Annotated in this window: 25 protein-coding genes; 15 read left to right on the top strand and 10 right to left on the bottom strand. The window is 74.1% G+C overall.

Going from position 1 to position 23,806, the window contains the following annotated elements:
• Positions 1 to 183 precede the first annotated feature (183 nt).
• The gene (locus tag OG617_RS11050) at positions 184 to 1,485 is read left to right on the top strand and encodes an ATP-binding protein (protein ID WP_405100991.1); all 1,302 of its coding nucleotides are present in this window, start codon (positions 184 to 186) and stop codon (positions 1,483 to 1,485) included.
• Between the two features lie 22 nt (positions 1,486 to 1,507).
• The gene (locus OG617_RS11045) at positions 1,508 to 2,191 is read left to right on the top strand and encodes a response regulator (protein ID WP_396677394.1); all 684 of its coding nucleotides are present in this window, start codon (positions 1,508 to 1,510) and stop codon (positions 2,189 to 2,191) included.
• Positions 2,192 to 2,263: 72 nt separating this feature from the next.
• Here OG617_RS11045 and OG617_RS11040 read toward each other — a convergent pair whose 3' ends face one another.
• Positions 2,264 to 3,070, bottom strand: a complete 807-nt coding sequence (locus OG617_RS11040; RefSeq protein ID WP_405100989.1) for a hypothetical protein — start codon at positions 3,068 to 3,070, stop codon at positions 2,264 to 2,266.
• Between the two features lie 74 nt (positions 3,071 to 3,144).
• On the opposite strand from OG617_RS11040, the gene OG617_RS11035 reads away from it, so the two are divergent.
• Both OG617_RS11035 and OG617_RS11030 read left to right on the top strand, forming a co-directional pair.
• Entirely contained in the window at positions 3,145 to 4,089 is a 945-nt protein-coding gene (locus OG617_RS11035; RefSeq protein ID WP_405100987.1) for a Ppx/GppA phosphatase family protein, read from the top strand.
• 75 nt (positions 4,090 to 4,164) lie between these two features.
• Complete coding sequence (locus OG617_RS11030; RefSeq protein WP_405100985.1) at positions 4,165 to 4,971, top strand: sugar phosphate isomerase/epimerase family protein; 807 nt, start codon at positions 4,165 to 4,167, stop codon at positions 4,969 to 4,971.
• A gap of 93 nt (positions 4,972 to 5,064) precedes the next feature.
• On the opposite strand, the gene OG617_RS11025 is transcribed toward OG617_RS11030, so the two are convergent.
• Genes OG617_RS11025 through OG617_RS11015 form a run of 3 tightly spaced genes read right to left on the bottom strand, consistent with a single transcriptional unit; the run spans position 5,065 to position 7,097 of the window.
• Complete coding sequence (locus OG617_RS11025) at positions 5,065 to 5,637, bottom strand: CGNR zinc finger domain-containing protein (RefSeq protein WP_405100983.1); 573 nt, start codon at positions 5,635 to 5,637, stop codon at positions 5,065 to 5,067.
• A 19-nt stretch (positions 5,638 to 5,656) separates the two neighbouring features.
• Positions 5,657 to 6,823 carry a glutathionylspermidine synthase family protein gene (locus OG617_RS11020; protein ID WP_405100981.1) on the bottom strand — a complete coding sequence of 389 codons (1,167 nt, stop codon included), beginning with the start codon at positions 6,821 to 6,823 and terminating at the stop codon, positions 5,657 to 5,659.
• A 1-nt stretch (position 6,824) separates the two neighbouring features.
• Positions 6,825 to 7,097 carry a hypothetical protein gene (locus OG617_RS11015; protein ID WP_405100979.1) on the bottom strand — a complete coding sequence of 91 codons (273 nt, stop codon included), beginning with the start codon at positions 7,095 to 7,097 and terminating at the stop codon, positions 6,825 to 6,827.
• A gap of 108 nt (positions 7,098 to 7,205) precedes the next feature.
• Between OG617_RS11015 and OG617_RS11010 the strand changes: the two genes are divergently transcribed.
• Complete coding sequence (locus OG617_RS11010) at positions 7,206 to 8,126, top strand: proline dehydrogenase family protein (RefSeq protein WP_405100977.1); 921 nt, start codon at positions 7,206 to 7,208, stop codon at positions 8,124 to 8,126.
• Between the two features lie 64 nt (positions 8,127 to 8,190).
• A complete protein-coding gene (locus OG617_RS11005) occupies positions 8,191 to 9,492 on the top strand; it encodes a hypothetical protein (RefSeq protein ID WP_405100975.1) in 1,302 nt (433 codons plus the stop codon).
• On the opposite strand, the gene OG617_RS11000 is transcribed toward OG617_RS11005, so the two are convergent.
• Positions 9,468 to 10,511, bottom strand: a complete 1,044-nt coding sequence (locus OG617_RS11000; RefSeq protein WP_405100973.1) for a helix-turn-helix transcriptional regulator — start codon at positions 10,509 to 10,511, stop codon at positions 9,468 to 9,470. The two genes, OG617_RS11005 and OG617_RS11000, sit on opposite strands and share 25 nt — an antisense overlap.
• Before the next feature lie 62 nt (positions 10,512 to 10,573).
• Here OG617_RS11000 and OG617_RS10995 point away from each other — a divergent pair, with 62 nt between their 5' ends.
• The 6 genes from OG617_RS10995 to OG617_RS10970 all read left to right on the top strand — a co-directional run bounded on the left by OG617_RS10995 (position 10,574) and on the right by OG617_RS10970 (position 14,972).
• On the top strand, positions 10,574 to 11,161 hold the full coding sequence (locus tag OG617_RS10995) for a DinB family protein (protein WP_405100971.1): 588 nt from the start codon (positions 10,574 to 10,576) through the stop codon (positions 11,159 to 11,161).
• Complete coding sequence (locus tag OG617_RS10990; RefSeq protein ID WP_405100969.1) at positions 11,158 to 11,619, top strand: VOC family protein; 462 nt, start codon at positions 11,158 to 11,160, stop codon at positions 11,617 to 11,619. The genes OG617_RS10995 and OG617_RS10990 overlap by 4 nt, the downstream gene beginning before the upstream one ends.
• Before the next feature lie 564 nt (positions 11,620 to 12,183).
• Entirely contained in the window at positions 12,184 to 12,393 is a 210-nt protein-coding gene (locus OG617_RS10985) for a helix-turn-helix domain-containing protein (RefSeq protein ID WP_007465625.1), read from the top strand.
• A 223-nt stretch (positions 12,394 to 12,616) separates the two neighbouring features.
• Complete coding sequence (locus tag OG617_RS10980; protein ID WP_007465623.1) at positions 12,617 to 12,718, top strand: 30S ribosomal protein bS22; 102 nt, start codon at positions 12,617 to 12,619, stop codon at positions 12,716 to 12,718.
• Positions 12,719 to 12,837: 119 nt separating this feature from the next.
• A complete protein-coding gene (locus OG617_RS10975; RefSeq protein ID WP_405100967.1) occupies positions 12,838 to 13,911 on the top strand; it encodes an NAD-dependent epimerase/dehydratase family protein in 1,074 nt (357 codons plus the stop codon).
• A gap of 224 nt (positions 13,912 to 14,135) precedes the next feature.
• Positions 14,136 to 14,972, top strand: coding sequence for a lysophospholipid acyltransferase family protein (locus OG617_RS10970; protein WP_405103619.1), 837 nt, complete (start codon positions 14,136 to 14,138; stop codon positions 14,970 to 14,972).
• 140 nt (positions 14,973 to 15,112) lie between these two features.
• On the opposite strand, the gene OG617_RS10965 is transcribed toward OG617_RS10970, so the two are convergent.
• The 3 genes from OG617_RS10965 to OG617_RS10955 all read right to left on the bottom strand — a co-directional run bounded on the left by OG617_RS10965 (position 15,113) and on the right by OG617_RS10955 (position 18,413).
• Positions 15,113 to 15,988, bottom strand: a complete 876-nt coding sequence (locus OG617_RS10965) for an HAD family hydrolase (RefSeq protein WP_405100965.1) — start codon at positions 15,986 to 15,988, stop codon at positions 15,113 to 15,115.
• A 216-nt stretch (positions 15,989 to 16,204) separates the two neighbouring features.
• Positions 16,205 to 17,098 (bottom strand): DUF5667 domain-containing protein, encoded by an 894-nt coding sequence (locus OG617_RS10960; protein ID WP_405100963.1) that lies wholly within the window; start codon positions 17,096 to 17,098, stop codon positions 16,205 to 16,207.
• Between the two features lie 364 nt (positions 17,099 to 17,462).
• Positions 17,463 to 18,413 (bottom strand): ECF subfamily RNA polymerase sigma factor, BldN family, encoded by a 951-nt coding sequence (locus OG617_RS10955; RefSeq protein ID WP_405100961.1) that lies wholly within the window; start codon positions 18,411 to 18,413, stop codon positions 17,463 to 17,465.
• A 496-nt stretch (positions 18,414 to 18,909) separates the two neighbouring features.
• On the opposite strand from OG617_RS10955, the gene OG617_RS10950 reads away from it, so the two are divergent.
• The 3 genes from OG617_RS10950 to OG617_RS10940 all read left to right on the top strand — a co-directional run bounded on the left by OG617_RS10950 (position 18,910) and on the right by OG617_RS10940 (position 21,600).
• Positions 18,910 to 20,640 (top strand): AMP-binding protein, encoded by a 1,731-nt coding sequence (locus OG617_RS10950; RefSeq protein WP_405100959.1) that lies wholly within the window; start codon positions 18,910 to 18,912, stop codon positions 20,638 to 20,640.
• Positions 20,630 to 20,884 (top strand): glutaredoxin family protein, encoded by a 255-nt coding sequence (locus tag OG617_RS10945; RefSeq protein WP_117664979.1) that lies wholly within the window; start codon positions 20,630 to 20,632, stop codon positions 20,882 to 20,884. The genes OG617_RS10950 and OG617_RS10945 overlap by 11 nt, the downstream gene beginning before the upstream one ends.
• A gap of 65 nt (positions 20,885 to 20,949) precedes the next feature.
• The gene (locus OG617_RS10940; protein ID WP_405100957.1) at positions 20,950 to 21,600 is read left to right on the top strand and encodes an HAD family hydrolase; all 651 of its coding nucleotides are present in this window, start codon (positions 20,950 to 20,952) and stop codon (positions 21,598 to 21,600) included.
• Positions 21,601 to 21,610: 10 nt separating this feature from the next.
• Here the strand turns inward: OG617_RS10940 and OG617_RS10935 are convergent, their stop codons facing one another.
• Entirely contained in the window at positions 21,611 to 22,267 is a 657-nt protein-coding gene (locus OG617_RS10935; RefSeq protein WP_396677634.1) for a response regulator, read from the bottom strand.
• A 47-nt stretch (positions 22,268 to 22,314) separates the two neighbouring features.
• Positions 22,315 to 23,610 carry a sensor histidine kinase gene (locus OG617_RS10930; RefSeq protein WP_405100955.1) on the bottom strand — a complete coding sequence of 432 codons (1,296 nt, stop codon included), beginning with the start codon at positions 23,608 to 23,610 and terminating at the stop codon, positions 22,315 to 22,317.
• Positions 23,611 to 23,806 lie beyond the last annotated feature (196 nt).

Raw genomic sequence — 23,806 nt, 5'->3', positions numbered from 1 at the left:
CCCGGTCGGCCGGGCGTCGGCGCAGGGGTTGAGCAGGTGCGCGACCACCGTAGGTCGGGGGAGATGCCTGGAGGTGAACGCCGGTGAACGGCACGGGACCGAGGAGTGAACATTGCCGGACGCGAGAGCCTTTCATCCCGTTTGTGGCGATCCCCCGGTGAACAATGACCCTACGATCGCCGGGTGGAATGGGCGGTGACGACGGCGGTGGTCGTGGCGCTGGTGGCCGGGCTGGCCATCGGGGCGCTGCTGCCCCGGCTCGTGGGGGCGTGGCGCCGCCGCGGCCCGGCCGCCGGGAGCAGCGGGTTCGGCCGCCTGCTCCGGACCAGGGGGAGGCCCGGGATGGGCGACGAGCAGCAGGCCGGCCTCTCCAGCCTCGGCCGCCGGACGGTGGACTCGCTGCGCGCCGGCGTCGTGGTGCTCGACACCGACGACGTGCCGGTCCTGGTCAACCCGGCGGCCCGGGCGATGGGGCTGCTGCGCACCGGGGCCACCCCCGGCACGATCGCCGCCCACCCGCTGATCCGTACGCTGGCCGGGCAGGTGCGCCGCACGGGCGCGCGGCGTGAGATCGAGCTGGACCTGCCGCGCGGCCGCGACAACGCCGGCCCGGGCCCGCTCGGCGTGCACCTGCGGGCGATGGCGATCGGCGGCGGGCACGTGGCGGTCGAGGCGGCCGACGTCACCGAGTCACACCGGCTGGCCCGGGTCCGCCGGGACTTCGTGGCCAACGTCAGCCACGAGCTGAAGACCCCGATCGGGGCCCTGCAACTGCTCGCCGAGGCGCTGCTGGACGCCACCGAGCCGGCCGGCTCGGTGGCCCTCGACCTCCCCGAGGACCTGGTCGCCGCCCGCCGGTTCGCCGAGCGCATCCAGCACGAGTCGACCCGGCTGGGCCGGCTGGTGCAGGAACTGCTGGAGCTGACCCGGCTCCAGGGGGCCGAGCCGCAGCCCGCGCCCGAGCCGGTCGCGGTGGACTGGGTGGTCGCCGAGGTGCTCGACCGCACCCGCACCAGCGCCGCCGCCCGCCGCGTCGAGGTGGCCACCGAGGGTGAGCGCGGGTTGATCGTGTACGGCAGCGACTCCCAGATCGCCACCGCAGTGGCCAACCTGGTCGAGAACGCCATCAACTACTCGGGCGAGGACACCACGGTCCGGGTCACCGCCCGGGCCGACGGCCGACACGTCGCGATCTCCGTCGCCGACCAGGGGATCGGGATCGCGCCGACCGACGTCGAGCGGGTCTTCGAACGGTTCTACCGCGCCGACCAGGCCCGGTCCCGGGCCACCGGCGGCACCGGGCTGGGCCTGGCCATCGTCAAACACATCGTCAGTAACCATGGCGGCCGGGTCGAGGTGTCGAGCACTCTAGGGGGTGGGTCGACGTTCACCCTCCGGCTGCCCGCCCGTCCACCGGACGACATCCTGCCGACAACGCCGTCCGGTGGGATCGAGGCCGGCCCGGCCGAGCTCCGGCAGGCATGACCGCGATGAAAGGACAAACCCGTTGAGCCGCGTTCTGGTGGTCGAGGACGAGGAGTCGTTCTCCGACGCCCTGTCGTACATGCTCCGCAAGGAAGGCTTCGAGGTCTCGGTCGCGGCCACCGGCCCGGCTGCCCTCACCGAGTTCGACCGGACCGGCGCCGACATCGTGCTGCTCGACCTGATGCTGCCCGAGATGTCCGGCACCGAGGTGTGCCGGCAGCTCCGCCAGCGCTCGCACGTGCCGATCATCATGGTCACCGCGCGGGACAGCGAGATCGACAAGGTGGTCGGCCTGGAGATCGGGGCCGACGACTACGTCACGAAGCCGTACTCGCCCCGGGAGCTGGTCGCCCGTATCCGGGCGGTGCTGCGCCGGCAGAGCCAGGAGGCGACCGATTCGGGCACGCCGACCCTGGCCGCCGGCCCGGTGCGGATGGACATCGAGCGGCACGTGGTCACCGTGGACGGGGGCAGCGTTCAGCTCCCGCTCAAGGAGTTCGAGCTGCTGGAGCTGCTGCTGCGCAACGCCGGCCGGGTGCTGACCCGGGGGCAGCTCATCGACCGGGTCTGGGGGGCCGACTACGTCGGCGACACCAAGACCCTGGACGTCCACGTGAAGCGGCTGCGCTCGAAGATCGAGCCGGAGCCGTCCGCGCCGCGGTTCATCGTCACCGTCCGCGGCCTGGGCTACAAGTTCGAGCCGTGACCGGGCCGGGCCCCGCACCGCAGGGCCCCGGCGTGCGGGGTGGCGGCCCGGCCGGCTGACCGCCGCGGGGCCTCAGCCGCTGGCCGGGTGCGGGGCGACCTGGCCCTGGCGCAGCCGGGCCGTGCACAGCTCGGCGAGCTTCGCGTACGCGGGCGCGCCGATCAGCGCGGTCAGCTCCGGGCCGTACGAGACATACATCGACTCGGTGCCGACGTGCGCGTCCGCCGACGAGGTGCACCACCAGTCCAGGTCGTGCCCGCCCGCGCCCCAGCCCCGGCGGTCGAACTCGGTCAGGGTGGAGATCAGCACCTTGGTGTTGTCCGGGCGCTTGTGCCACTCCTGGTCCCGGCGGACGGGGAGCTGCCAGCAGACGTCCGGCTTGTACTCCAGCGGGTGCACCCCGTCGCGCAGCGCCTGGGCGTGCAGCGCGCAGCCGCCGCCGGCCGGGAAGTCGGCGTCGTTGAGGAACACGCACGGGGCTTCGACGTCGCGGGTGGCGGTGCGCCGGGCCGGGTTCTTGCCGTCGATGGTGTCGTCGGAGGTCCAGTTCTTGAATCCGCGCCGGAAGTGCTGCCAGGTCACCGGGGTGAGCCGCTTGACCGCCGCGCGGACCCGCTTCTCGTCGTCCGAGTCGGTGAAGAACGCGCCGTGCGAGCAGCAGCCGTCGGCGGCCCGGCCGGCGACGATGCCGTGACAGCCCTTGCCGAACACACACGTCCAGCGGGACAGCAGCCAGGTCAGGTCGGCGCGGACCACGTGCGTGGCGTCGGCCGGGTCGACGAACTCGATCCACTCCCGGGGGAAGTCCAACCCGACCTCCCGGCTGCGCGGGTCGTCGGGGTCGTCGACCAGGACCCGGATCTCGATCTGGCTCGTCACCCGGCCCAGCGTACGCCCGGTCTCCCGGTCCCACCGGCGAGCCGACGATCCGGTCAGGCCCTACTGTCTTCAGCATGCGACTGGGTGTCCTCGACGTCGGTTCCAACACCGTGCACCTGCTGGTGGTCGACGCCCACCACGGCGCACACCCGTGGCCGGCGCACTCGGAGAAGGTGGTGCTCCGGCTGGCCGAGCAGATCGGGCCGGACGGCGCGCTGACCGAGGAGGGCGCCGACGGGCTGGTCAAGGCGGTCGGGGTGGCCCGCACGGCGGCGGCCGGGCTGGGCGCCGTCGACCTGATCGCGTTCGCCACCTCCGCCGTGCGCGAGGCCACCAACGCGCAGGAGGTGCTGGCCCGGGTGCGCGACGAGACCGGCGTACGGCTGGAGGTGCTCTCCGGCGCGGACGAGGCGCGGATGACGTTCCTCGCGGTGCGGCGGTGGTTCGGCTGGTCGGCCGGGCGGCTGCTGGCGCTGGACATCGGCGGCGGCTCGCTGGAGATCGCCGCCGGCATCGACGAGTACCCGGACGTCGCGGTGTCCCTCCCGCTCGGCGCGGGCCGGCTGACCCGCGACCGGCTCCGGGTCGACCCCGACAGCGCGGCCCCGCCGTCCGCCGAGGCCGTGGAGGAACTCCGGGAGTACGTCGACGGGCTGCTCGACCCGGTGGCGGAGAAGATGGCCGAGACCGGCTGGGAACGCCCCGTGGCCACCTCGAAGACGTTCCGCATGCTGGCCCGGCTGGCCGGGGCGGCCCCGTCCGGTGCCGGGCTGCGGGCCCGGCGCAGCCTGACCCGGGACGGCCTGCGGCAGGTGCTCGGCTTCGTCCGGCACATCCCGCCGCGCCACCTGTCCGAGCTGGAGGGGGTGAGCGTCGGGCGGGCGCACCAGTTGCTGGCCGGGGCGGTGGTGGCCGAGGCGGTGATGCGCCGGCTCGATGTGCGGTCGCTGGACATCTGCCCGTGGGCGCTGCGCGAGGGGGTCATCCTGCGCCGGCTGGATCAGCTCACGCCGATGTGAGCATCCGGGGCGTTACGGGGCGGTTTGCGGCCGCTCGTCACGATGCCGCAACCGGACCGGGCTACCCTGGCTGGTGTGACTTCCCGCGTGCCGGTGCTCCTGTCCACTTCCTCGGTCTTCCCTGAGCGGACCGCGGCGGCGTTCCAGTTGGCCGCGGCGCTCGGCTACGACGGCGTCGAGGTGATGGTCTGGACCGACGCCGTGAGCCAGGACGCCGGGGCGCTGCGCGGCCTGGCCGAGCACTACGGGGTGCCGGTGCTCTCCGTGCACGCCCCCTGCCTGCTGGTCACCCAGCGGGTGTGGAGCCCCGACCCGTGGGAGCGGCTGCGCCGGGCCGCCGAGCTGGCCGAGACGCTGGAGGCGCCGACCGTCGTGGTACACCCGCCCTTCACCTGGCAGCGGGACTACGCCCGGAACTTCGCCGACGGGCTGGCGACGATCGCCGACCGGTTCGACGGCCTGCGCATCGGGGTGGAGAACATGTACCCGGTGCGGATGGCCGGCCGGCAGTTCGTCCCGTACGTGCCGGGCTGGGACCCGACCGAGACCGGCTACCCGTCGTACACGCTCGACCTGTCGCACTGCGCCGCGTCGCACACCGACTCGCTGGAGATGGCCGACCGGATGGGCGACGCCCTGGCCCACGTGCACCTCGGCGACGGCACCGGCGAGGGGCGCGACGAGCACCTGGTCCCGGGGCGCGGCACGCAGCCCTGCGCCGAGCTGCTCCGGTCGCTCGCCGGGCGCGGCTTCACCGGCTCGGTCGCCGTGGAGGTCACCACCCGGGGCGCGAAGAGCCGCGCGGTCCGCGAGGCCGACCTGCGCGAGGCCCTGGAGTTCGCCCGCGCCCACCTCACCGCACCGTCCCCGGTCGACGCCTGACCCGCCCCCGGTGCGGCAGGCACCCAGCGGCCCTCGGCGCGCTGCCCTGGGCCGACCGGCCCGAGGAGGCTCTCCGAGCCGCCGGCAGGCCGGTCAGCTCACCGGGGTGAGGGACTCGTCGGCCGGCGCGGCGACCTGCTCGCCGATCGCCGCGCGCTTGCGGGCCCGGTGCGCGGCCACGTGCGAGCGGGTCGCGCAGCGCTCCGAGCAGAACCGCCGGCAGCAGTTCGACGAGGTGTCCAGGTAGACGTTGCCGCAGCGCTCGTCGGCGCAGACCCCGAACCGGGCGCTGCCGTACTCGCAGAGCCAGACCGACAGCCCCCACGCGGCGCCGGCCAGGTACTCCGCGCTCACCGACGCGCCCCGGCTGGTCACGTGCATGTGCCAGTCGCTGGAGTCGTGGCCGGAGATGCGCGGCTGAACCGGGTACGCCTCCAGCAGCGCGTTCAGCTCGGCCACCGCCTGGACGTCCCGCCCGGAGGTGCCGTAGTCGAAGATGTCGCGCAGGCGCTTCTGGGCCCGCCGGAAGATCGCGAGGTCCCGCTCCGCGACCTCGTCACGCATCCACGCGTTGTCGTCAGGAAAGATGGCCCGCAGGTCGTCGAGGTCGTCCAGCCGGGCGTTGACGAGGTCAACCCCGGTCCGGGCGTACGCGTCGAAGTTCACGCCTTCAACCGTAGACGACTCAGGGGAGTCGCGGTGTATCGATGTAGTGCGGCAGGAACCGGGCGTAGCCGTCGGTGATCAGACTCCGGCTCTCCCGCACCCCCGCGCCGGCCGGCTGCCCGTCGACGATCCAGCTGCCCAGCACCACGTGGTTGCCGGCGAACTCCGGCAGGGCCCGGAACTCCTGGTAGCAGAAACCCTCATCGCCGTAGATGCCCGGATTGGTGATCTCCTCGCCGCCGGTGACGATCCGCACCGAGCCGCCCTCCCGGCCGAGCAGCGGCTTGGCCACGTACTCGGTCATGCCGCGCGGCGAGTCCAGGTACGCCGGCAGCAGGTACTCGTGGCCGGGGTACAGCTCCCACAGCACGGCGAGCAGCGCCTTGTTGGACAGCAGCAGCTTCCACGCCGGCTCGATCCAGGTGGTCGGGGTGCCCGGGTCCAGCGCCAGCGGGCCGTACGGCTCGGCGAGCATCCACTCCCAGGGGTAGAGCTTGAAGCAGGTGGTGACCGGCCGGCCGGCGGCGTCGACGAAGCGCCGGCCGTCCCAGCCGACGTCCTGGATCGGCAGCAGCTCCGCCGCGAGCCCGGCCTGCCGGGCCGTCTCGGCCAGGTACCCGGCGGTGATCTGGTCCTCGCCGGACTCCTCCTCGTTCGACCAGGCCACGTGCACCTGCTTGTCGTGCAGGTCGGCGCCGAACCTCGCCCAGGCGGCGACGAGCCGCTCGTGCAGGCTGTTCCACTGGTCCGCCTCGGGGTGGGTCTGCTCCAGCCAGTACCACTGGACGATGCTCGCCTCGACCAGCGAGGTCGGGGTGTCGGCGTTGTACTCCAGCAGCTTCGGCGGCCAGGTGCCGTCGTAGCAGAGGTCGAAGCGGCCGTAGAGGCTCGGCGGCGCCTCGCGCAGCGACCGGGCCACCGCCTCGGCCGCCCAGGCCGGGATGCCCAGCTCGGCGTACCGGTTGCGGGCCACGATGTGCTCGGCCGCGGCGACGGACATCCGGTGCAGCTCAGCGGTCGCCTCCTCCAGCCGGAGCACCTCCGCCAGGCCGAAGACGTACGCCGCGGTCTCGTCCCAGTACGACATGATCCCGCCGTCGGGCAGCTCGGTGTCGATGTAGACCAGGCCCTGCGAGCGGACGGTGGCGTCCCAGTCCGGGCGGGGGGTGACCGCCTCGCGCCGCACGTCAGCCCCCGCAGGAGGCGAGGTGGGTGCCGAACCCGCCACGCTCCGGCACAGCCGCCGTCACCGGCCCCGGATCGGTGCGGGTGGCGGTGGCGGCGGCCGGCACGTTCATCGCCAGCGCCACGGTCGTCCCGCCACCGACCGGCCCGAGTGCGCAGTCGTCATCGTCGTCGTCGGAGGACATGTTGCAGCCGGAGAGGGTGAGCGCGAGGGCGGTCAGCGCGCCGAGCTGCACGGTGGCCGACCGGAGCCGGCGTCGGGGACGTTCTTCCACGTGGATCGTTGTAGCCGATCCGCGCCACCTCGGCAGCCCCGGGGACGGGATCGACGTGCGGTGCCCGCCCCCCAGCGCGGGGACACGCCCGGGCGTTACCCTCGGCTCATGCTCCGTTCCGTCATCCTCGCCGCCTCCCGGTCATCCCAGGTCGAGCGGCTCGTCGCGACGGCCCCGTTCACCCGGGACGTCGTCCGTCGTTTCGTCGCCGGCTCCGGCACCGACGACGCGTTGCGCGCGACCCGCGAACTCGTCGCGGACGGCCTCGCGGTCACCCTCGACAACCTCGGCGAGGACACCGTCACCGGAGAGCAGGCCACCGCCACCAGGGACGAGTACCTGAGGCTGCTGAGGCTGCTCTCCGCCGCCGGGCTCACCCCGGCCGCCGAGGTCAGCGTGAAGCTCTCGGCGCTCGGCCAGATGTTCGACGAGCAGCTCGCGTACGACAACGCGCGGGCGATCTGCGCGGCGGCGGACGCGGCGGGCACCACGGTCACCCTCGACATGGAGGACCACACCACCACCGACTCGACCCTGGACGTGCTGGCCAGGCTGCGCAAGAGCTTCCCGTCGACCGGCGCGGTGCTCCAGGCGTACCTGCGCCGGACCGAGTCGGACTGCCGGGAGCTGGCGTCGGTCGGGTCCCGGGTGCGGCTGTGCAAGGGGGCGTACCAGGAGCCGGAATCGGTGGCGTACCAGTCCGCCCGCGAGGTCGACAAGTCGTACGTGCGGTGCATGAACATCCTGATGTCCGGCGACGGGTACCCGATGCTGGCCACCCACGACCCGCGCCTGATCGCCATCGGCGAGGACCGGGCCCGCTGGTTCGACCGGGGGGCCGACCGCTTCGAGTTCCAGATGCTCTACGGCATCCGGCCGGAGGAGCAGGCCCGGCTGGTCGGCGAGGGTTACCAGGTCCGCACCTACCTGCCGTACGGCACCGACTGGTACGGCTACCTGATGCGCCGGCTCGCCGAGCGCCCCGCCAACCTGGCCTTCTTCGGCCGGGCCCTCGTCTCGAAGAAGTAGCCCCGCCGCCGGACGGCCGGGGCGGCGCTCGCCCGAACGGCCCGGAGGTCGTAACCTTCGCCGGGTGACCGACGGGCTGGACGGGTGGGACGAACCGAGGCGACGCCGGCCCGGGCCGCTCTGGGCAGCACTCGGCGTGGTCCTCCTGCTGCTCGCCTGCGGTCTCCCGGTCGTGGTGCTGGTCGGCGTCCTGCCCGAGGCCAACGGACGGCCGACGGTCGGCCGGCTCGGCGCGTCCGCCGAGGACCCCGCCACCCAAGCGGCACGGCAGCTCGGCGAGCGGATCGCCGCCCAGCTCGACCGCCAGGCCACCGCACTGCTCGGCGGCGACCAGGCCGGGTTCCTCGCCGTCGCCGAGCCGGCCGCCCGCCCCGCCCTCACCCGCCGGTACGCCGCCCTGCGGGCGCTGCGGGTCACCGTCTGGCGGCCCGAGCAGACCGGCCTGCCGACCACGGTCCCCGGCTGGCCGGACGAGTGGCGGATCGTCGTCCGCTTCCAGTACTGCCTCGTGGTGCCCGGCTGCCGGCCGAGTCCCGTGCTGATCGGCACCCGGTGGCGCGAAGTCGCCGGGGCACCCCGGCTGGTCGCCGTGGAGGAGTCCCGATCCGTCGAGACCGGCACCCGGCCGTGGGAGGTCAGCGAGCTGGTGGTCGCGGTCGGTCCGCGTACCGTCGTGGCCACCACCCCGGCACTGCGCGGGAAGCTGCCCGGCCTGCTCCGCCAGGCCGAGGCGGCGGCCCGGGTCGCCGACGGGTACGCCGTCGCGGGCGCGCCGCCCGACCGGTACCGGATCTTCTATGCCGGCCGCGCCGAGTGGTTGAGCTGGTACGGCGGCGGCCGGCCGCAGTGGACCGGCGGGTACGCCGTCGCGGTCGGCGGCGGGCACTACGAGGTGGTGCTCAACGCCGACGGACTCTCCGCCACCGGCGCTGACGACCTGCTCCGGCACGAGCTGACCCACGCCGCGTCACTGCCCGAGCGCGGATACCCGGGCACGTCCACCTGGTGGCTGGTGGAGGGGATCGCCGAGTACGCGGGTGTCGGCGGAACGCCGGTCGGCCGGTACGAGGGGCTGGCCAAGGTGCGCGAGATGCTCGCACCGGGCGGCGGCTGGAACGGCCGGCTGGACGACCTGGCCCCGGCCGGCGACGCCCCCGCCCAGCGGGTCGGCGGCAGCTACGGCGTCGGCTACCTGGCCGTGCGGCACCTCGTCGACCGGTTCGGCGAGCAGCGGCTCCTGGAATTCTTCAGGGCGGTGGTGCACGACCGGCGGACGCTGGAGAAGGCGTCCGTAGAGGCGTTCGGCGAGCTCTGGGCGGGGCTGCACGACGAGTGTGTCGCCTACGCCCGTTCGGTGGCCGGCTGACCGGGCCTGGCCTGGTCGCGGCTCAACGACTCCTCCGGGTCCGGCGCCGGTGGGATCGCGCCACCGGCCGACAGCAGTCTCTCCGCCAGCGCGCGACAGCGCCTCCCGAGCTCCGGGGGGTCGAGCACTGTGAAGTCGTGCCCCAGCAGGAGCACGTGCATGAGCACGAAGTCGAGGCTGCCGGCGCCACTGAGCACCTCGCAGAGCTCGCTCCCTCGCCGTCGTACTACGGCCGCCGACGCCGGAATCTGCGCGCGCACCGTGTCGGCCGACGCGTGCACGAGAAAGCGCGCCCGGTGCGGATAGGCCCGGCTCGCCACACCCTCCTGCACGTACGTCGCCGCATCGGGTGCCGCGCGCGGGCGGAAGCGCCAGGTCCGTGCCGACACCTCGGTCATCCGGTCGACGCGGAAGCTGCGCCAGTCGTCGCGGTCGAGGTCGTAGGCGAGGAGGTACCAGCGCCGGTCGGAGGCGACCAGGCGGTAGGGCTCGACCCGACGCCGCACCTCGCTCCCGGACGGGTAGTCGAAGCCGGCCTCGACCCCGTCGCGGCAGGCTCTGGCCAGCGTCATGAGCACCTCGGGGTCGACCGGCGGGTGGCCGCCGCCGAAGGACTCCACCGAGCCGGAGAGCGCACGCACCTCGTGCCGCAGCCGGCGGGGCAGCACCCGGTCGAGCTTGGTCAGCGCCCGGAGTGCGGCGTCGCCGGCGCCCGCGACCCCGCCACCCGCGCCGGCGAGCAGCGAGACCGCGGTGGCGATCGCCTCCTCGTCGTCGAGAAGCAGCGGCGGCAGCTCCTGTCCCGGGCCGAGCTGGTAGCCGCCGCCGACACCCTGGCTGGCATGCACCGGATAGCCGAGCGTGCGCAGCCGACCGACATCACGCCGTACTGTGCGCGGCGTGACCCCGAGCCGGTCGGCGAGCTCGGGGCCGGTCCAGACCTGGCGCTGCTGCAACAGCCCGAGCAGGGTGAGCACCCGCTCCGTCGTACCCCGCTCGTCACCGCGCGCCACGCCCATGTCGCCCACTCTGCCAGGAATAGCGGACCGAACCTGTCCGCCAGGGGTGTCAGGGTGGCTCCATGGACGCAGACGCATTCGACTGGAACCGGACGCTGCGCGAGCAGTGGGAGTTCCACTGGAACCATCAGCTCCGAGCCCGGCTCGACGGCCTCACCGACGACGAGTACTTCTGGTCGCCCGTGCCGGACGCCTGGAGCGTGCGACCGCGCGGCAGCTCGACGGCGCCCGTGCAGGGCGGTGCCGGGGACTTCACGATCGACTACGCCTTCCCCGAGCCGGTCCCTGCGGCCGTCACCACGATCGCCTGGCGGCTCGGTCACGTCATCGTCGGCGTGCTCGCCACGCGCAACGCAGCGCACTTCGGCGCGCTGGCTGTGTCGTACGAGACCTGGGAGTACGCCGGCAGCGCGGCCACCGCGCTCGACCAGCTCGAGGCCCAACTCGACGTCTGGCTGGCCGGGGTGCGCGACCTCGGGGAGGCCGGGCTCCGGGTGCCGGTCGGCGCGAAGGAGCCCTTCCCCGAGGCGCCCATGGCCGATCTGGTGCTGCACATCCATCGCGAGCTGATCCACCACCTGTCCGAGGTCTGCCTGCTGCGCGACCTCTACCCGCATTCGGAACCCGCTGTGAAGGGAGCAACCCGATGAGCCGCCACATCCAGGTCACCTTCGACGCCCACGACCCGCGGGCGCTGTCGTTCTTCTGGCGCGAACTACTGGGCTATGTCCATCCCGGCCCGCCCGGAGTCGACCTGCCCGAGGACGCCGACCCGCTGGCCGCGTGGGACGACTTCCTCGCGCGGATCGGCGTGCCGGAGGAGCAGCGCAACACGAGGTCGGCGATCGAGGATCCGGACGGGCACGGCCCACGGCTCTTCTTCCAGCAGGTGCCGGAGGACAAGGTCGCCAAGAATCGCGTCCACCTCGACGTCCGGGTGGCTCCCGGCCTGCGGGGAGAGGAGCGGATGGCGGCGCTGGAGGTCGAGTGCGACCGGCTCGCCGCGCTGGGAGCGACGCGGGTACGTCGTTACGAGCCCGATCCCCCGATGGGCACCGGCTTCATCGTGATGACCGACCCCGAAGGCAACGAGTTCTGCCTGGACTGACGCAGCTCAGCCGTGGTCCACGGGAGCCGCGGCCGGTCCCGCGGCCGAGGTGTGGCCGGCGGCGGCGAGGCGCTCCAGCCCTCATGATCGACCGCTGTCGGGGCCGCCGGGTGGGCCTGAGACACTATGCGCGCTCCCAGCGCGGAGCCCTGGTCCGCGTCCGGAAGCGGGCCAGGGCACCCGTCCGGTGGCTCCGGTGGCGCCGCCGGAGCCACCGGACGCCTTCCGCGCCCGACAGGCGCCCGCAGGTGGGCGCAGACGCCCCGCAGACGGCCGCAGGTGGGCACAGCACCGTGTCAGTGACGTCGAGGTCTCCGGGGGCGGGGATGCCCCCAGGTCACTGACATCGAGTCGATCATGGGGCTGGATGGGACGGCGGGTTCGTCCGGGCGGAAAACGCCAGGTGGCCGGCCGGGAAACGGCCATTCGGCATGATCAGTTGCGGGAAGGGATCGCGCCGGTCACAGCCGTCCCGCTACCGTACTGGTAACACGCGCGTAGCCCGTCCTGGCGGGAGCATCCCGTCCGGTGGCACGCGCCGGGCATGGGATGGGTCGGTGAGCCATGGCCGGGTCGCAGTCCGACGGTCGGCTGTCGGAGGTCAAGTTCCTCACCGTCGCCGAGGTGGCGACGGTGATGCGGGTGTCCAAGATGACGGTCTACCGTCTCGTGCACAGCGGTGAGCTGACCGCCGTGCGGGTCGGCCGGTCGTTCCGGGTGCCCGAGCACGCGGTGCACGAGTACCTGCGGGGCGCCTTCCAGGAGACCGCCTGATCCGTCCCCGGCCACCCGGCCGGATGCGACGTAACGGGCATCGACGGGGGCGCGTTGGCCCTGTTGACGCTCTCCGGCTACCCTGGACCGGACCGTGACCTGTCACCGGTGCGCCCCACCGCCCGCCAGTCGGTCCGGTCCGTTGTCCGCAAGCGGTCGTCGACGCCACTGCGTGGTGTCATCCGGTCCGCCCCGCACGTTGCAATCGAAAGGCTGTCGTCGTATGGGCTCGGTGGTCAAGAAGCGCCGCAAGCGCATGGCTAAGAAGAAGCACCGCAAGCTGCTGCGCAAGACCCGCGTCCAGCGTCGCCGTCTCGGCAAGTGACCCGGGCCGGGCCCCGGCCCGGCATCGACGTCGCTTGCCAACTGTCGACCCTCGGAGGCTCAGGTGATCAGGCCGCGGTTGTCCCGGCTCGATCTCCCCTGCCGAGGTAGGTGCACGACATGACCCCCGGTGGCACCCCAGGTGCCCCGGGGGTGGTTGTCGTCACCGGTACCGGTCGTTACCTCGGTGCCCACGTCGCGGCCCGCCTCGCCGCCGACCCGCGGATCGAGCGGGTGATCGGCGTCGACCCGGCCGCCCCGAACCCGGAGCTGGCCGGCCTGCTCGGCGGCGTCGAGCTGATCCGGATCGACCTCGGCTCCCTCGGCGGCCTCCTCGCCGACCTCGACGTCGACGCCGTCGTGCACCTCGCCCTCGTCACGGCCCCCGACGCGCAGCAGGGCGGGCGGTCGGCGATGAAGGAGCAGAACGTCATCGGCACCATGCAGCTCCTCGCCGCCTGCCAGCGGGCGCCCCGGCTGCGCAAGCTCGTGGTCCGCTCGTCGACCGCCGCGTACGGGGCGTCGTTCCGTGACCCGGCGGTCTTCACCGAGGAGACCGAGCCGCGCGAGGTGCCGCGCGGCGGTTTCGGCCGCGACATCCTCGACATCGAGGGGTACGTCCGCGGCTTCCGCCGCCGCCGTTCCGACGTCACCGCCACCGTGCTGCGGTTCGCGCCGTTCATCGGCTCCACCGCCGATACCACGCTGACCCGGTACTTCTCCCAGCCGTTCGTGCCCACGGTGTTCGGGCGGGACCCCCGGCTGCAGTTCGTGCACTTCGACGACGCGCTGGAGGTGCTGCACCGGTCGGTCGCCGAGGACCACCCGGGGACGTACAACGTGGCCGGGCCGGGTGTGCTCGCCCTGTCCCAGGCGATCCGGCGGGCCGGCCGGGTGGGCGTCCCGGTGTTCGAACCGGGCCTGTCCGGGGCCGCCGCGCTGGCCCGCAACCTCGGCTTCGGCCGGTACGGCCTGGACCAGGTCGACCTCTTCGTGCACGGCCGGGTGGTCGACACCTCCGCGCTGGAGCGCGAGTACGGCTTCACGCCCCGGTCAACCGTCGCCGCGTTCGACGACTTCATCCGCGCCCACCAGGGCGGGGTGGTGGTCTCCCGCAAGCAGCTCGCCGCCGCCGAACGGGCCGTCCTCGACGGCATCCGCCAGGTGCGCGCGGCCGTACGGGAGCAGCCGTGAGCAGGCCGGGCGAGCAGGGCGGGCGTGCCGGGGCCAACGGCCGGTACGACGTACCGCTGGTCGTGGCCGGCCCGGACGGGAAGCCGGCGCGGCGCAACGGCCGTCACTCGACCCCGGACGCGCCCCCGGCCTCGGACGCGGCCCCGGCCGCAGACGCCGCCCCGACGGGTGAGCCGGCGGCTTCCGTCCCACGGGAGCCGGCGGTACCGGACGGGCCCGGCGACGTGTGGGACCGGCGGGTCGCGTCCGGGCTGGCGTTCCTGCGGCGCCGGTTCTCCGGCGACTACCCGGTGGACGAGTTCGGCTTCGACCCGGACCTGACGGAGTCCGTCTTCCACCCGCTGCTGCGGATGCTCTACCGGGACTGGTTCCGCACCGAGGTCACCGGCCTGGAGCACGTGCCGGCGGACGGGGCCGGCCTGGTGGTCGGCAACCACTCCGGCACGGTGGCGCTGGACGCGCTGATCCTCTCGGCAGCCCTGCACGACCAGCACCCGGCCCGCCGCTACCTGCGGCTGCTCGGCGCCGACCTGGTCTTCCGGATGCCAGTGCTCTCCGCGGTCGCCCGCAAGACCGGCGGGACGGTCGCCTGCAACCCGGACGCCGAGCGGCTGCTCGGCTCCGGCGAGCTGGTGGGCGTCTTCCCCGAGGGTTTCAAGGGCGTCGGCAAGCTCTACTCCGACCGGTACAAGCTGCAACGCTTCGGTCGGGGCGGATTCGTCTCGGCGGCGCTGCGCACCGGCACCCCGATCGTGCCGGTGGCCATCGTGGGCGGCGAGGAGATCTACCCGATGCTCGCCGACATCAAGCCCCTCGCGCGGCTGCTCAAGCTGCCGTACTTCCCGGTCACGCCGACGTTCCCCTGGCTCGGCCCGCTGGGGATGGTGCCGCTGCCGAGCAAGTGGCTGATCGAGTTCTGCCCGCCGATCCCGACCGCCCATCTCACCGAGTCCGCCGACGACCCGCTGGTCGTATTCAACCTCGCCGACCAGGTCCGGGAGACCATCCAGCAGACCCTGCACACCCTCCTGGAACGCCGCCCCGACCCCTTCGGCCCCTAACCCCCACCCCACCCCCACCCCCACCCCCACCCAAGGCGTTGATCAAGAGGTTTGCGTCAGGAATCCTTCGTGGGATGACGCAAACCTCTTGATCAACGTGTGCCGGCGGGGTGGGGGCAGGGGGGTTGGGGTTGGGGTGGTCAGTGGGGGTGGCGGCGGCGGTGTAGGGCCAGGCCGGCGCTTACTGCGCCGGCCAGCAGCCCGGCCGCTGCCGTCGACGGCAGGGCGATCCTGAACGCCCGCCGGCCGGTGCGGAAGTCCCGCACCTCCCAGCCCTGCTGGCGGGCCTGCCGCAGCAGGGTGCCGTCCGGATTGATCGCCACCGCCCGGCCGACGGTGGAGAGCATCGGCAGGTCGTTGGCGGAGTCGCTGTAGGCGGAGCAGCGGGACAGGTCTAGCCCTTCGACCTCGGCGAGCTGGGCCACCGCCTCGGCCTTGGCCGGGCCGTGCATCAGGTCGCCGACCAGCCGGCCGGTGTACGCGCCGTCGACCACCTCGGCCACCGTGCCGATCGCCCCCGTCAGGCCCAGCCGGGCCGCGATCACCCGGCCGATCTCGACGGGCGCGGCGCTGACCAGCCAGACCCGCTCGCCGGAGTCGAGGTGCCGCTGCGCGAGGCGGCGGGTGCCGGCCCAGATCCGGGGGGCCATCAGCTCGTCGAAGATCTCCTCGGCGAGTCGTTCCACGTCGTCTACCCGCCTGCCCTCGACGAAGGCCAGCGCGGCCTCCTTGGCCTGCGACATGTCCCCGGCGTGCTCGGTGGCGAGCACCCGGAACCGCAGCTGCTGCCAGGCGAATCGGGCCAGGTCGCCGGTGGTGAAGTACTTCCGGGCGGCAAGCCCGCGGGCGAACCAGTAGATCGACGCGCCCTGCATCATCGTGTTGTCCACGTCGAAGAACGCGGCGGCACCCGGGTCGGGGGCGACCGGGGTGGCCGGCGCGCCCTCGGCCTCCGCCCAGCCGGCCGTGTGCCCGTGGCGGTCGGTGCTGACCGTCATCTTGCGGGTACGGGCCACGCGACCTCCCTCGCTCGACGACCCCGATCAGTGCCTTCCGCGAGCGTAGCCGGACCGGGTGGCCGCCCGGACCGTCGAGCGGGAACTGTGGCGCACACTGCTCGCCCGCTGGTGAGAGGCCCTGCCGGCACCTCGCGCCGGGCGGGGGCCGGGGGAGCCCCTAGGCCGCGAGCCGCCAACCGCGAGCCGCCACGCGGCAGGGCCGGAGTGGGTGGGTCAGCGGTCGCCGGGGCAGGCCGCGGGGGTCGGGCCGAGCGCGTCGCTGCCGGCCGGGGCTGGCAGCTCGCAGTCGATGGCCGCGCGCAGGGCGTCGGAGCGCTTCCGGATCGCGTCGAGCAGGGCGAGCGACCGGCGGACCCGGTCTCGCTCCGCCCGGCTGGCCCCGTCGAGCAGGTCGCCGACCGCCCGACGCTGCCCGGCGACGAAGGTGTTCACCGCGTCCAGGCCAGCCGGGTCGGTGCGCTGCGCGGCGGCGCTGGTCAGCAGCCGTACGCCCTGGCGGCTGTCCGAGTCCATGTCGTCGAGGACGGCCTCGAACCCGAGCCGGTCCCCGCGCAGCGCGGCGGCCTCGTCGAGCCGGGTGCGGGCGAAGTCGAGGAAGAGCTGGCCCCGGCTGAGGTCCGAGCTGGCCAGCGCGAGCTGGGCCCGTTCCGTGGAGCGCTTCATGCCGTACAGGGCGTCGCCGGGTACCGCGTTCTCGCTGGCGGCGGAGATGCCGGAGACGGCGATGGCACCGGCGGCCACCCCGACCAGGATGGCGGCCCGGGCGCGGGCCCGGCGGGCGGTCACGGCGGGCAGGAAGGAGCTGCGCTGCCCGGCGCCGACGGCACCCCGGTGGCCGGCCGGCCCCGCCTCGGTCGACCCGGTCGCCGTGGCGCCAGTGCCCTCCCGCTCGGCCGTGGCGACGAGCATCGCCCGCAGCCCGGTGCGGAAGCCGGTGTCGATCTCGACGGTCGGGGGATCGGCGCTGAACTGTCGGCTGACCGCGACGAGCGCGGCGAGCTGGTCGTCGGCCCGGGACCTGACGTGGTGACGTCGGCCGCCGTTGGCTTCGTCGAGAAGCTGCGCGAAGCGCTCGGCGCGCCGGCGGGAGAAGAGGTAACTGTCCACCGCAGGCACCTCCTCTCGCTGGTCACGGCCGGTCGGCCGCTGTCCTCACCAGCGACCGGCGGCAGCGCGCGCCGACGAACGAAAGGCCGTGGCCGGCCGCGCTGTCCGGACCGTGGGGCCCGGGGATGCCGGGGCAACCACCGGTCGCACCCGGAGAAACGCTCCGCGCCGGGCACGGGTTACGGGGCCGGCGGGAGCGAAACCACGAAGAGTGATGGCCGTCACGCTGTGGTGACCGTCGATCCATCGTTCGGGGGCGGGTGAGCAGGGCAGCCTTCGCTGCCGGGGGCGTCGACCGGAGGCCCCGCGTGCCGCGGCGGCCGGGTCAGGGCCGACCGGGTCGCGGCCCGCCTCGGCGGTCGGATCAGGGCTGGAAGCCGTCCGGCAGGAGCCGGGCCAGGGCCCGGACCGCGCGGTACTGCAACGCCTTGATCGCGCCCTCGTTCTTGCCCATCGCCCGGGCGGTCTCCGCGACCGAGAAACCCTGGAGGAACCGCAGCACGATGCACTCCTGCTGCTCCGGGTTGAGCTGCTTCACGGCGGTGAGCAGCGCGACGTTGGTGATGTGCTCGACGACGGCGGCCTCCGGGCTGCCCTCCGGCCCACGGTCCTCCCGGTCGGCGTCCAGCACGTCGCCAGTGGTGACCTCCAGCCGGTACCGCCCGGACTTGAAGTGGTCGGCGACCAGGTTCCGGGCGATGGTGACGAGCCACGCGCCGAGGTCCCGGCCCTGCCAGGTGAAGCTGCCGATCCGCTTGAGGGCGCGCAGGAACGTGTCGGAGGTGAGGTCCTCGGCGAGCTGTCGGTTGCCCACCCGGAAGTAGACGAAGCGGAAGACCGTGTCCACGTACCGGTCGTAGATCAGCCCGAACGCCTCGGCCTCGCCGGCCTGGGCGCGCTCGATCAGCGTCCAGACCTCGGTGGCCGGGTCGGACGGGTCGGGCCGGCTCGGGTAGCCGGTCGACGTGCCGCCAGGCCCGGTGGGCGGGCCGGCGGGCACCGCCGGCAGCACCGCGGTCTCGGTCGTCGCCGGGTCGGTCGTCGTCGGCGTGTCGCCGGTGCGCCGGCCCTGGGCCGGCATGGTCGGCCTGGCCGGCGAGGCGACCCGGCCGCCGTTGCCCCCGGGCGCGGCCGGGCGAGGTGGGGCCTCGTTGTGGTGCGAGCGGTTGGGCAGGCGTCTGGACGCCCCGTCGCCGCGCACGGGCTGGCTCCACATGTCGTCCGAGCCGCGCGACACGCCCAGCCGTTCGTTGAGGGCGGCGTGGGCCGCTGCGGCCAGCCCGCCTGGTCGCTCTGCGTAGCTAAAACTGGTCACCGTGCCTCCCCGGTCCGGTCTCGAACCGGCCGCTGGCACGCCGCCGCGCGGGCGGGGCCACGGTGGCCGGGCAGAGTCCTTCCGGGATGTGCCGACAGGCGGCAGATCCCCTTGAGGTGCGGTTCCAATGCGCTCACAGGCACGGGGGCCTCCTCGGGCTGAGGGGTGTCGACTCACGGCAAATGGGGTGAGCCGACCCGAGTGATGATAGGGCCAACGTCACCCGCGCGTGGCAAGTCCGTTACACAGAGCGGAAGTATTTCCGGCCCCGTCGCACCGATGGCGGACCGGTTGTCCGTCGCGCGTGTTTGACTTTCTCCCGGGGAGCTGGTCCGGAGTGGAACCCCAGGTCACCGGGCTGATGCCGGCCCCTCCGGTGAGCCGTCGGCCAGCGTGCGACCGGGCCGGTGGGACGGTGCCGGCGGAGGCCCGGACGCGGCGTCGGGCCCGGCTCGGGCGTGGCCGGTGAGCCGAGGCTGTGCCAGACTCTGCCACCGTGCAGGACGTAGCCGACGACCCCACGCCGAACCTCGTCGACCGGCTCCGCCGGGCGGCGGCCGACCACGGCGACCGTCCCGCGTTGCGCTGGCGGGACATCACCCTGACCTGGTCGCAACTGGACGCCTCGGTGACCGCGGTCGCGCACGCCCTGGCCGCCCCCGGCCGCCCGACCGTGCCGGCGCCCCGCTCACCCTCCGTGTCGGCCGATGTTCCACCGTCCCCCGGCGGCCCCGGGCCTACGCAGGCGGATCCCGCCCCGTGCGGTCCGGCCGCCGGTGCCGGCCGACCGGCCCGGGTCGCCCTCGCCCTGCCCAACACGCCCGACTTCGTGGTCGGCTACCTGGCCGCCCTGCGTGCCGGCCTGGTCGCGGTGCCGCTCAACCCCGGCCTCACCGGCCCGGAACTGCGGCACGCGCTGGCCGACTCGGGCGCGGCCGTACTCATCTGCACCGAGCGGGTGCGCGACCTGGTCGCCGGCCTCGCCGCCGAGCTGCCCGCACTCGCCGCCGTGCACACCTCCCCGCCGGTCGGTGCCGGGCAGCCCGGGATCGGCTTCCCCCGGCGGGGCGGTGACGACCTCGCCGTGCTGCTCTACACCTCGGGCACCGAGGGGCGGCCGAAGGGCGCGATGCTGCCGCACCGGGCGCTCGCGGCCAACCAGGCGCAGGTGGCCCGGATCGACCCGCCGGCGGTCGGGCCCGACGACACCGTGCTGCTGGCCCTGCCGCTGTTCCACGCGTACGGGCTCAACACGGGGCTGGGCGCGGTCGTCCACCATGGCGCGACCGGGGTGCTGGTCGACGACCCCGCCCCGGCCGCCGCGCTCGCCGAGATCGCCCGGCACCGGATCAGCGTGCTGGTCGGCGTACCGTCGATGTTCCTCGGCTGGTCCACGGCGGACCGCGACGCGGCGACGGCGGCCATGGCCGCCGTCCGGGTCGCGGTGTGCGGCGCGGCGCCGCTGGAGCCGGCCGTCGCGGCGCGGTTCACCGAGGTCACCGGCCGCGCGCTCCACGTCGGGTACGGCCTGACCGAGACCGCCCCGGTGCTCACCTCGACGCTGGTCGGCGGAGCGCCGAAGGCCGGCTCGATCGGCCGCCCGCTGCCCGGCGTCGAGCTGCGCCTGGTTGCCCCGGACGGGACCGACCTGTGGCGCGACGGGGTGGCAGAGCCGGACGACGACGATGCGGACGAGCCGGACTTGGCGGTCACGTCGCCCGGCACCGACCCGGGACAGATCGTGGTGCGCGGGGCGAACCTGTTCGCCGGGTACTGGCCGGACGGCCGGGGCGGCCCGGACGCCGACGGCTGGTGGGCCACCGGCGACATCGCGTACGCCGACGCCGACGGCGACCTGTACCTGGTCGACCGGCTCGGCGAGCTGATCATCGTCAATGGCTTCAACGTCTACCCGCACGAGGTGGAGGCGGTGCTCGCCGAGCATCCGGGGGTGGCCGAGTCGGCGGTACTGGGTGTGCCGCACCCGCGGACCGGGGAGACTGTCCGGGCGTACGTGGTGCCGGCGTCGGGTCGCCCGGTGACCGGGGAGGAGCTGCTCGCCCACTGCGCCCGTAACCTGGCCCGGTTCAAGTGCCCGACCGCCGTCGAGTTCGTCGACGCGCTGCCGTACTCGGCGATCGGCAAGGTGCGCAAGACCCAGCTCAGGCCGTCGCCGTCCCCGGCGGCGCCGGCCGACACCCGCACGGAGGTTCCCGATGTCCAGTGACGCCCGGCTCGCCCTGATCACCCGCCCCGGCTGCCACCTCTGCGAGGACGCCAAGGCGGCGCTCGACCGGGTGGTGGCGGTCACGGGGGACCGGTGGATCGAGCGGGACGTGACCGGCGACGTGGAGCTGGAGCGCGAGTACGGCGACCGGCTGCCGGTGGTGCTGCTCGACGGCAAGGAGCACGGCTACTGGCGGGTGGAGGAGGAGCGGCTGCTGCGGGACCTGACCACCCCCCAGCTCTGAAGCCCACGCCCCCGGTCCCCGCCCCGCCCTTCCCCGCGCGCCGGGGCGGGTCCTATCGTGCTGGGATGACCCCTGCGCGTCCCCATCTGGTGTGGGACTGGAACGGCACCCTGCTCAACGACCTCGACCTGGTGGTGGCGGCCACCAACGCCGTCTTCTCCAGCGTGGGCGGCCCGACGGTCAGCGCGGACGAACATCGGGTGCGGTTCCGCCGCCCGATCGCCGACTACTACGCCGAGGTGCTCGGCCGGGCCGTCGACGACGCGGCGTTCGGCGAGCTGGACCGGATCTTCCACGACGCGTACCGCAGCGGGCTGACCACCTGCGCGCTCGCCGACGACGCGGCGGTGGCGATGGCGGCCTGGCCGGGCGGCCAGTCGCTGCTGTCGATGTGGTTCCACGACGAGCTGGTGCCCGCGGTGCACACCCACGGGCTGACCGACCGGTTCGCCCGGGTGGACGGGCTGCGCGCCACGGTCGGCGGGGACCGCAAGGCCGAGTCGCTGGAGCGACACCTGACCGAGCTGGGGGTGGACGGCCGCGACGTGGTGCTGATCGGGGACTCGATCGACGACGCCGACGCCGCCGAGTCGGTCGGCGGCCGGGCCGTGCTCTACACGGGTGGGTTCACCGACCAGGCCCGGCTGCGCGCGTCCGGGCACCCGGTGGCCGACACCCTCACCGAGGCGGTCACCCTCGCCGCCACCCTCCGATGACCGGGGCCGGTCAGGTGCGCAGGTAGGTCAGCACGGCCAGGACGCGGCGGTGCTGGGTGGTGTCCGGGGGCAGGTCCAGCTTGGTGAAGATGTTGCGGACGTGCTTCTCCACCGCCCCGTCGGTGACCACCAGGGCGCGGGCGATGGCCGTGTTGGAGTGCCCCTCGGCCATCAGGGCCAGCACCTCGCGCTCGCGGGGGGTCAGCTCGCGCAGCGGGTCGTCGCGCCGACGGCGGACCAGCAGCTGGCCCACCACCTCCGGGTCGAGCACGGTGCCGCCGGCGGCCACCCGGGCCAGCGCGTCCATGAACTCGTCGATGTCGGCCACCCGGTCCTTGAGCAGGTAGCCCACCCCGCCGCCGCCGGCCCCGCCGGTGGTGGCCAGCAGGTCGTCGGCGTACGACACCTCGACGTACTGGGAGAGCACCAGGACCGGCGTACGCGGGACCAGCCGGCGGGCCTCCACGGCGGCGCGCAGCCCCTCGTCGGTGTGCGACGGCGGCATCCGCACGTCGACGATCGACACGTCCGGCCGGTGGGTCACCACCGCCTCGACCAGCGCGTCGCCGTCGCCGACGGCGGCCACCACCTCGTGCCCCTGTTCGGTGAGCAGCCGCACCAGCCCCTCCCGGAGCAGTACGGCGTCGTCCGCGATCACCACCCGCATGATGCTGATGTCTACCACGTCCGGGTCGGCGACCGGGCCGTCGACGCTCACAGCGGCAGTTCCGCCCGGATCTCGGTCGGGCCGCCGGCCGGGCTGACGACGTCCAGCCGGCCGCCGGCCGCTCGCACCCGGTCGGCGATCCCGGCCAGGCCGTGCCCCTTGGCCAGGTGCGCCCCGCCGTGGCCGTCGTCGGTCACGCCGACGGCCAGCCGGCGCTCGTGCCAGGTCACCGCGACCGCGCACTCCGTCGCCCCGCTGTGCTTGGCGACGTTGGTGAGCGCCTCGGCGACCACGAAGTAGGCGGTGCTCTCCACGGCCGGGTCGAGCCGTCCGCCGGGAACCTCCAGCCGGGGGTCGATCCGCAGCTCGACCGGGACCAGCCCGCGCCCGGCCAGGGCCGCCAGGGCGCTGGGCAGCCCTCGGTCGACCAGGATCGGCGGGGCGATGCCCCGGGACAGGGCGCGCAGCTCGGCGAGGGTGTCGCGGGTCTGGGTGACCGCCTCGTCGATGGTCCGGCCGGCCGCCTCCGGGTCGGTGGCGAGCTGCTGGCGGGCCCGGCTCAGGTCCATCGCCAGCCGGACGAGGCGTTGCTGCGGGCCGTCGTGGATGTCCCGCTCCAGCCGGCGCAGCGCGGCGGCCTCGGCGGAGACGGCGGCCCGCTTCTGCTCCTCCAACACGGTGATCCGGTTGCGCATCTCGGCCACCCCGGTGAGCAGGGCGCGGGCGAAGCCGGCCTGGAGCCGCGCGCAGCCCCGGACCACCATCGGCAGGGTGATCAGGAAGAACACCCCGATCGCGGTGTTCAGCCCGATCCGGGCGGCGGGCGAGTCGCCCAGGCCGAGGAGTTGGTTGAGGCCCTGGTCGCCGGGGCCGTGCGGCAGCGCCCAGTCGTACGCCCAGTAGAGGCAGCCGAGCAGGGTGCCGGCCCACCAGGTGACGGTCACCACGAAGGTGACAACGGACACGATCAGCTTGAGGATGCCGTGGGCCAGGTCGAGCCAGGACTGGGCGTCCCGGATCGGTATGAAGATCCGCCGCCAGGCGCCCGCGCCGGGCTCGGGCTGCCGGTAGTCCGGCCGGATCCGGGCCTGGCCGAGCACGGCGGGCAGCCGCAACCGCTCGATGTCGGCCAGCCCGCGGGCGAGGTACAGGGTGCCGGCGAGGACCGGAAGGCCGATCACGGTCACCACCAGCCCCAGGCCGAGCGCCAGCCCCACCACCAACACCACGAAGCTGGCCAGCGCCAGGGGCAGGCCGAGCAGCACGTAGTTGGAGTCGTGCAGGAGTTGGCGGGGGACGCTGTGCGAGGTGGTGGGTGGGTCGGCGGTGGTAACGGCGGTCATGGTTCGAGGCTAGGCAGCCGGACCGTCCGGCCCCATCCCGTCGTCCGGCCTCTCAGCCGTAGGGCCAGCCCTACCAGGCGCCGCCCGGCCGGCGCGCGATTAGTGAGGGAAGTCGGGATTGAGTAATAATCGGCGCGGCGGCGTGGCGCCACCGGATCGATCTTGTGGAACGGAGGGGCAGGTGGAGGCGGGTGAC

This window comes from Micromonospora sp. NBC_01412 (genome assembly GCF_045040215.1).
GTDB lineage: Bacteria > Actinomycetota > Actinomycetes > Mycobacteriales > Micromonosporaceae > Micromonospora > Micromonospora rubida.
This window is presented reverse-complemented; position numbering and strand designations above follow the sequence as displayed.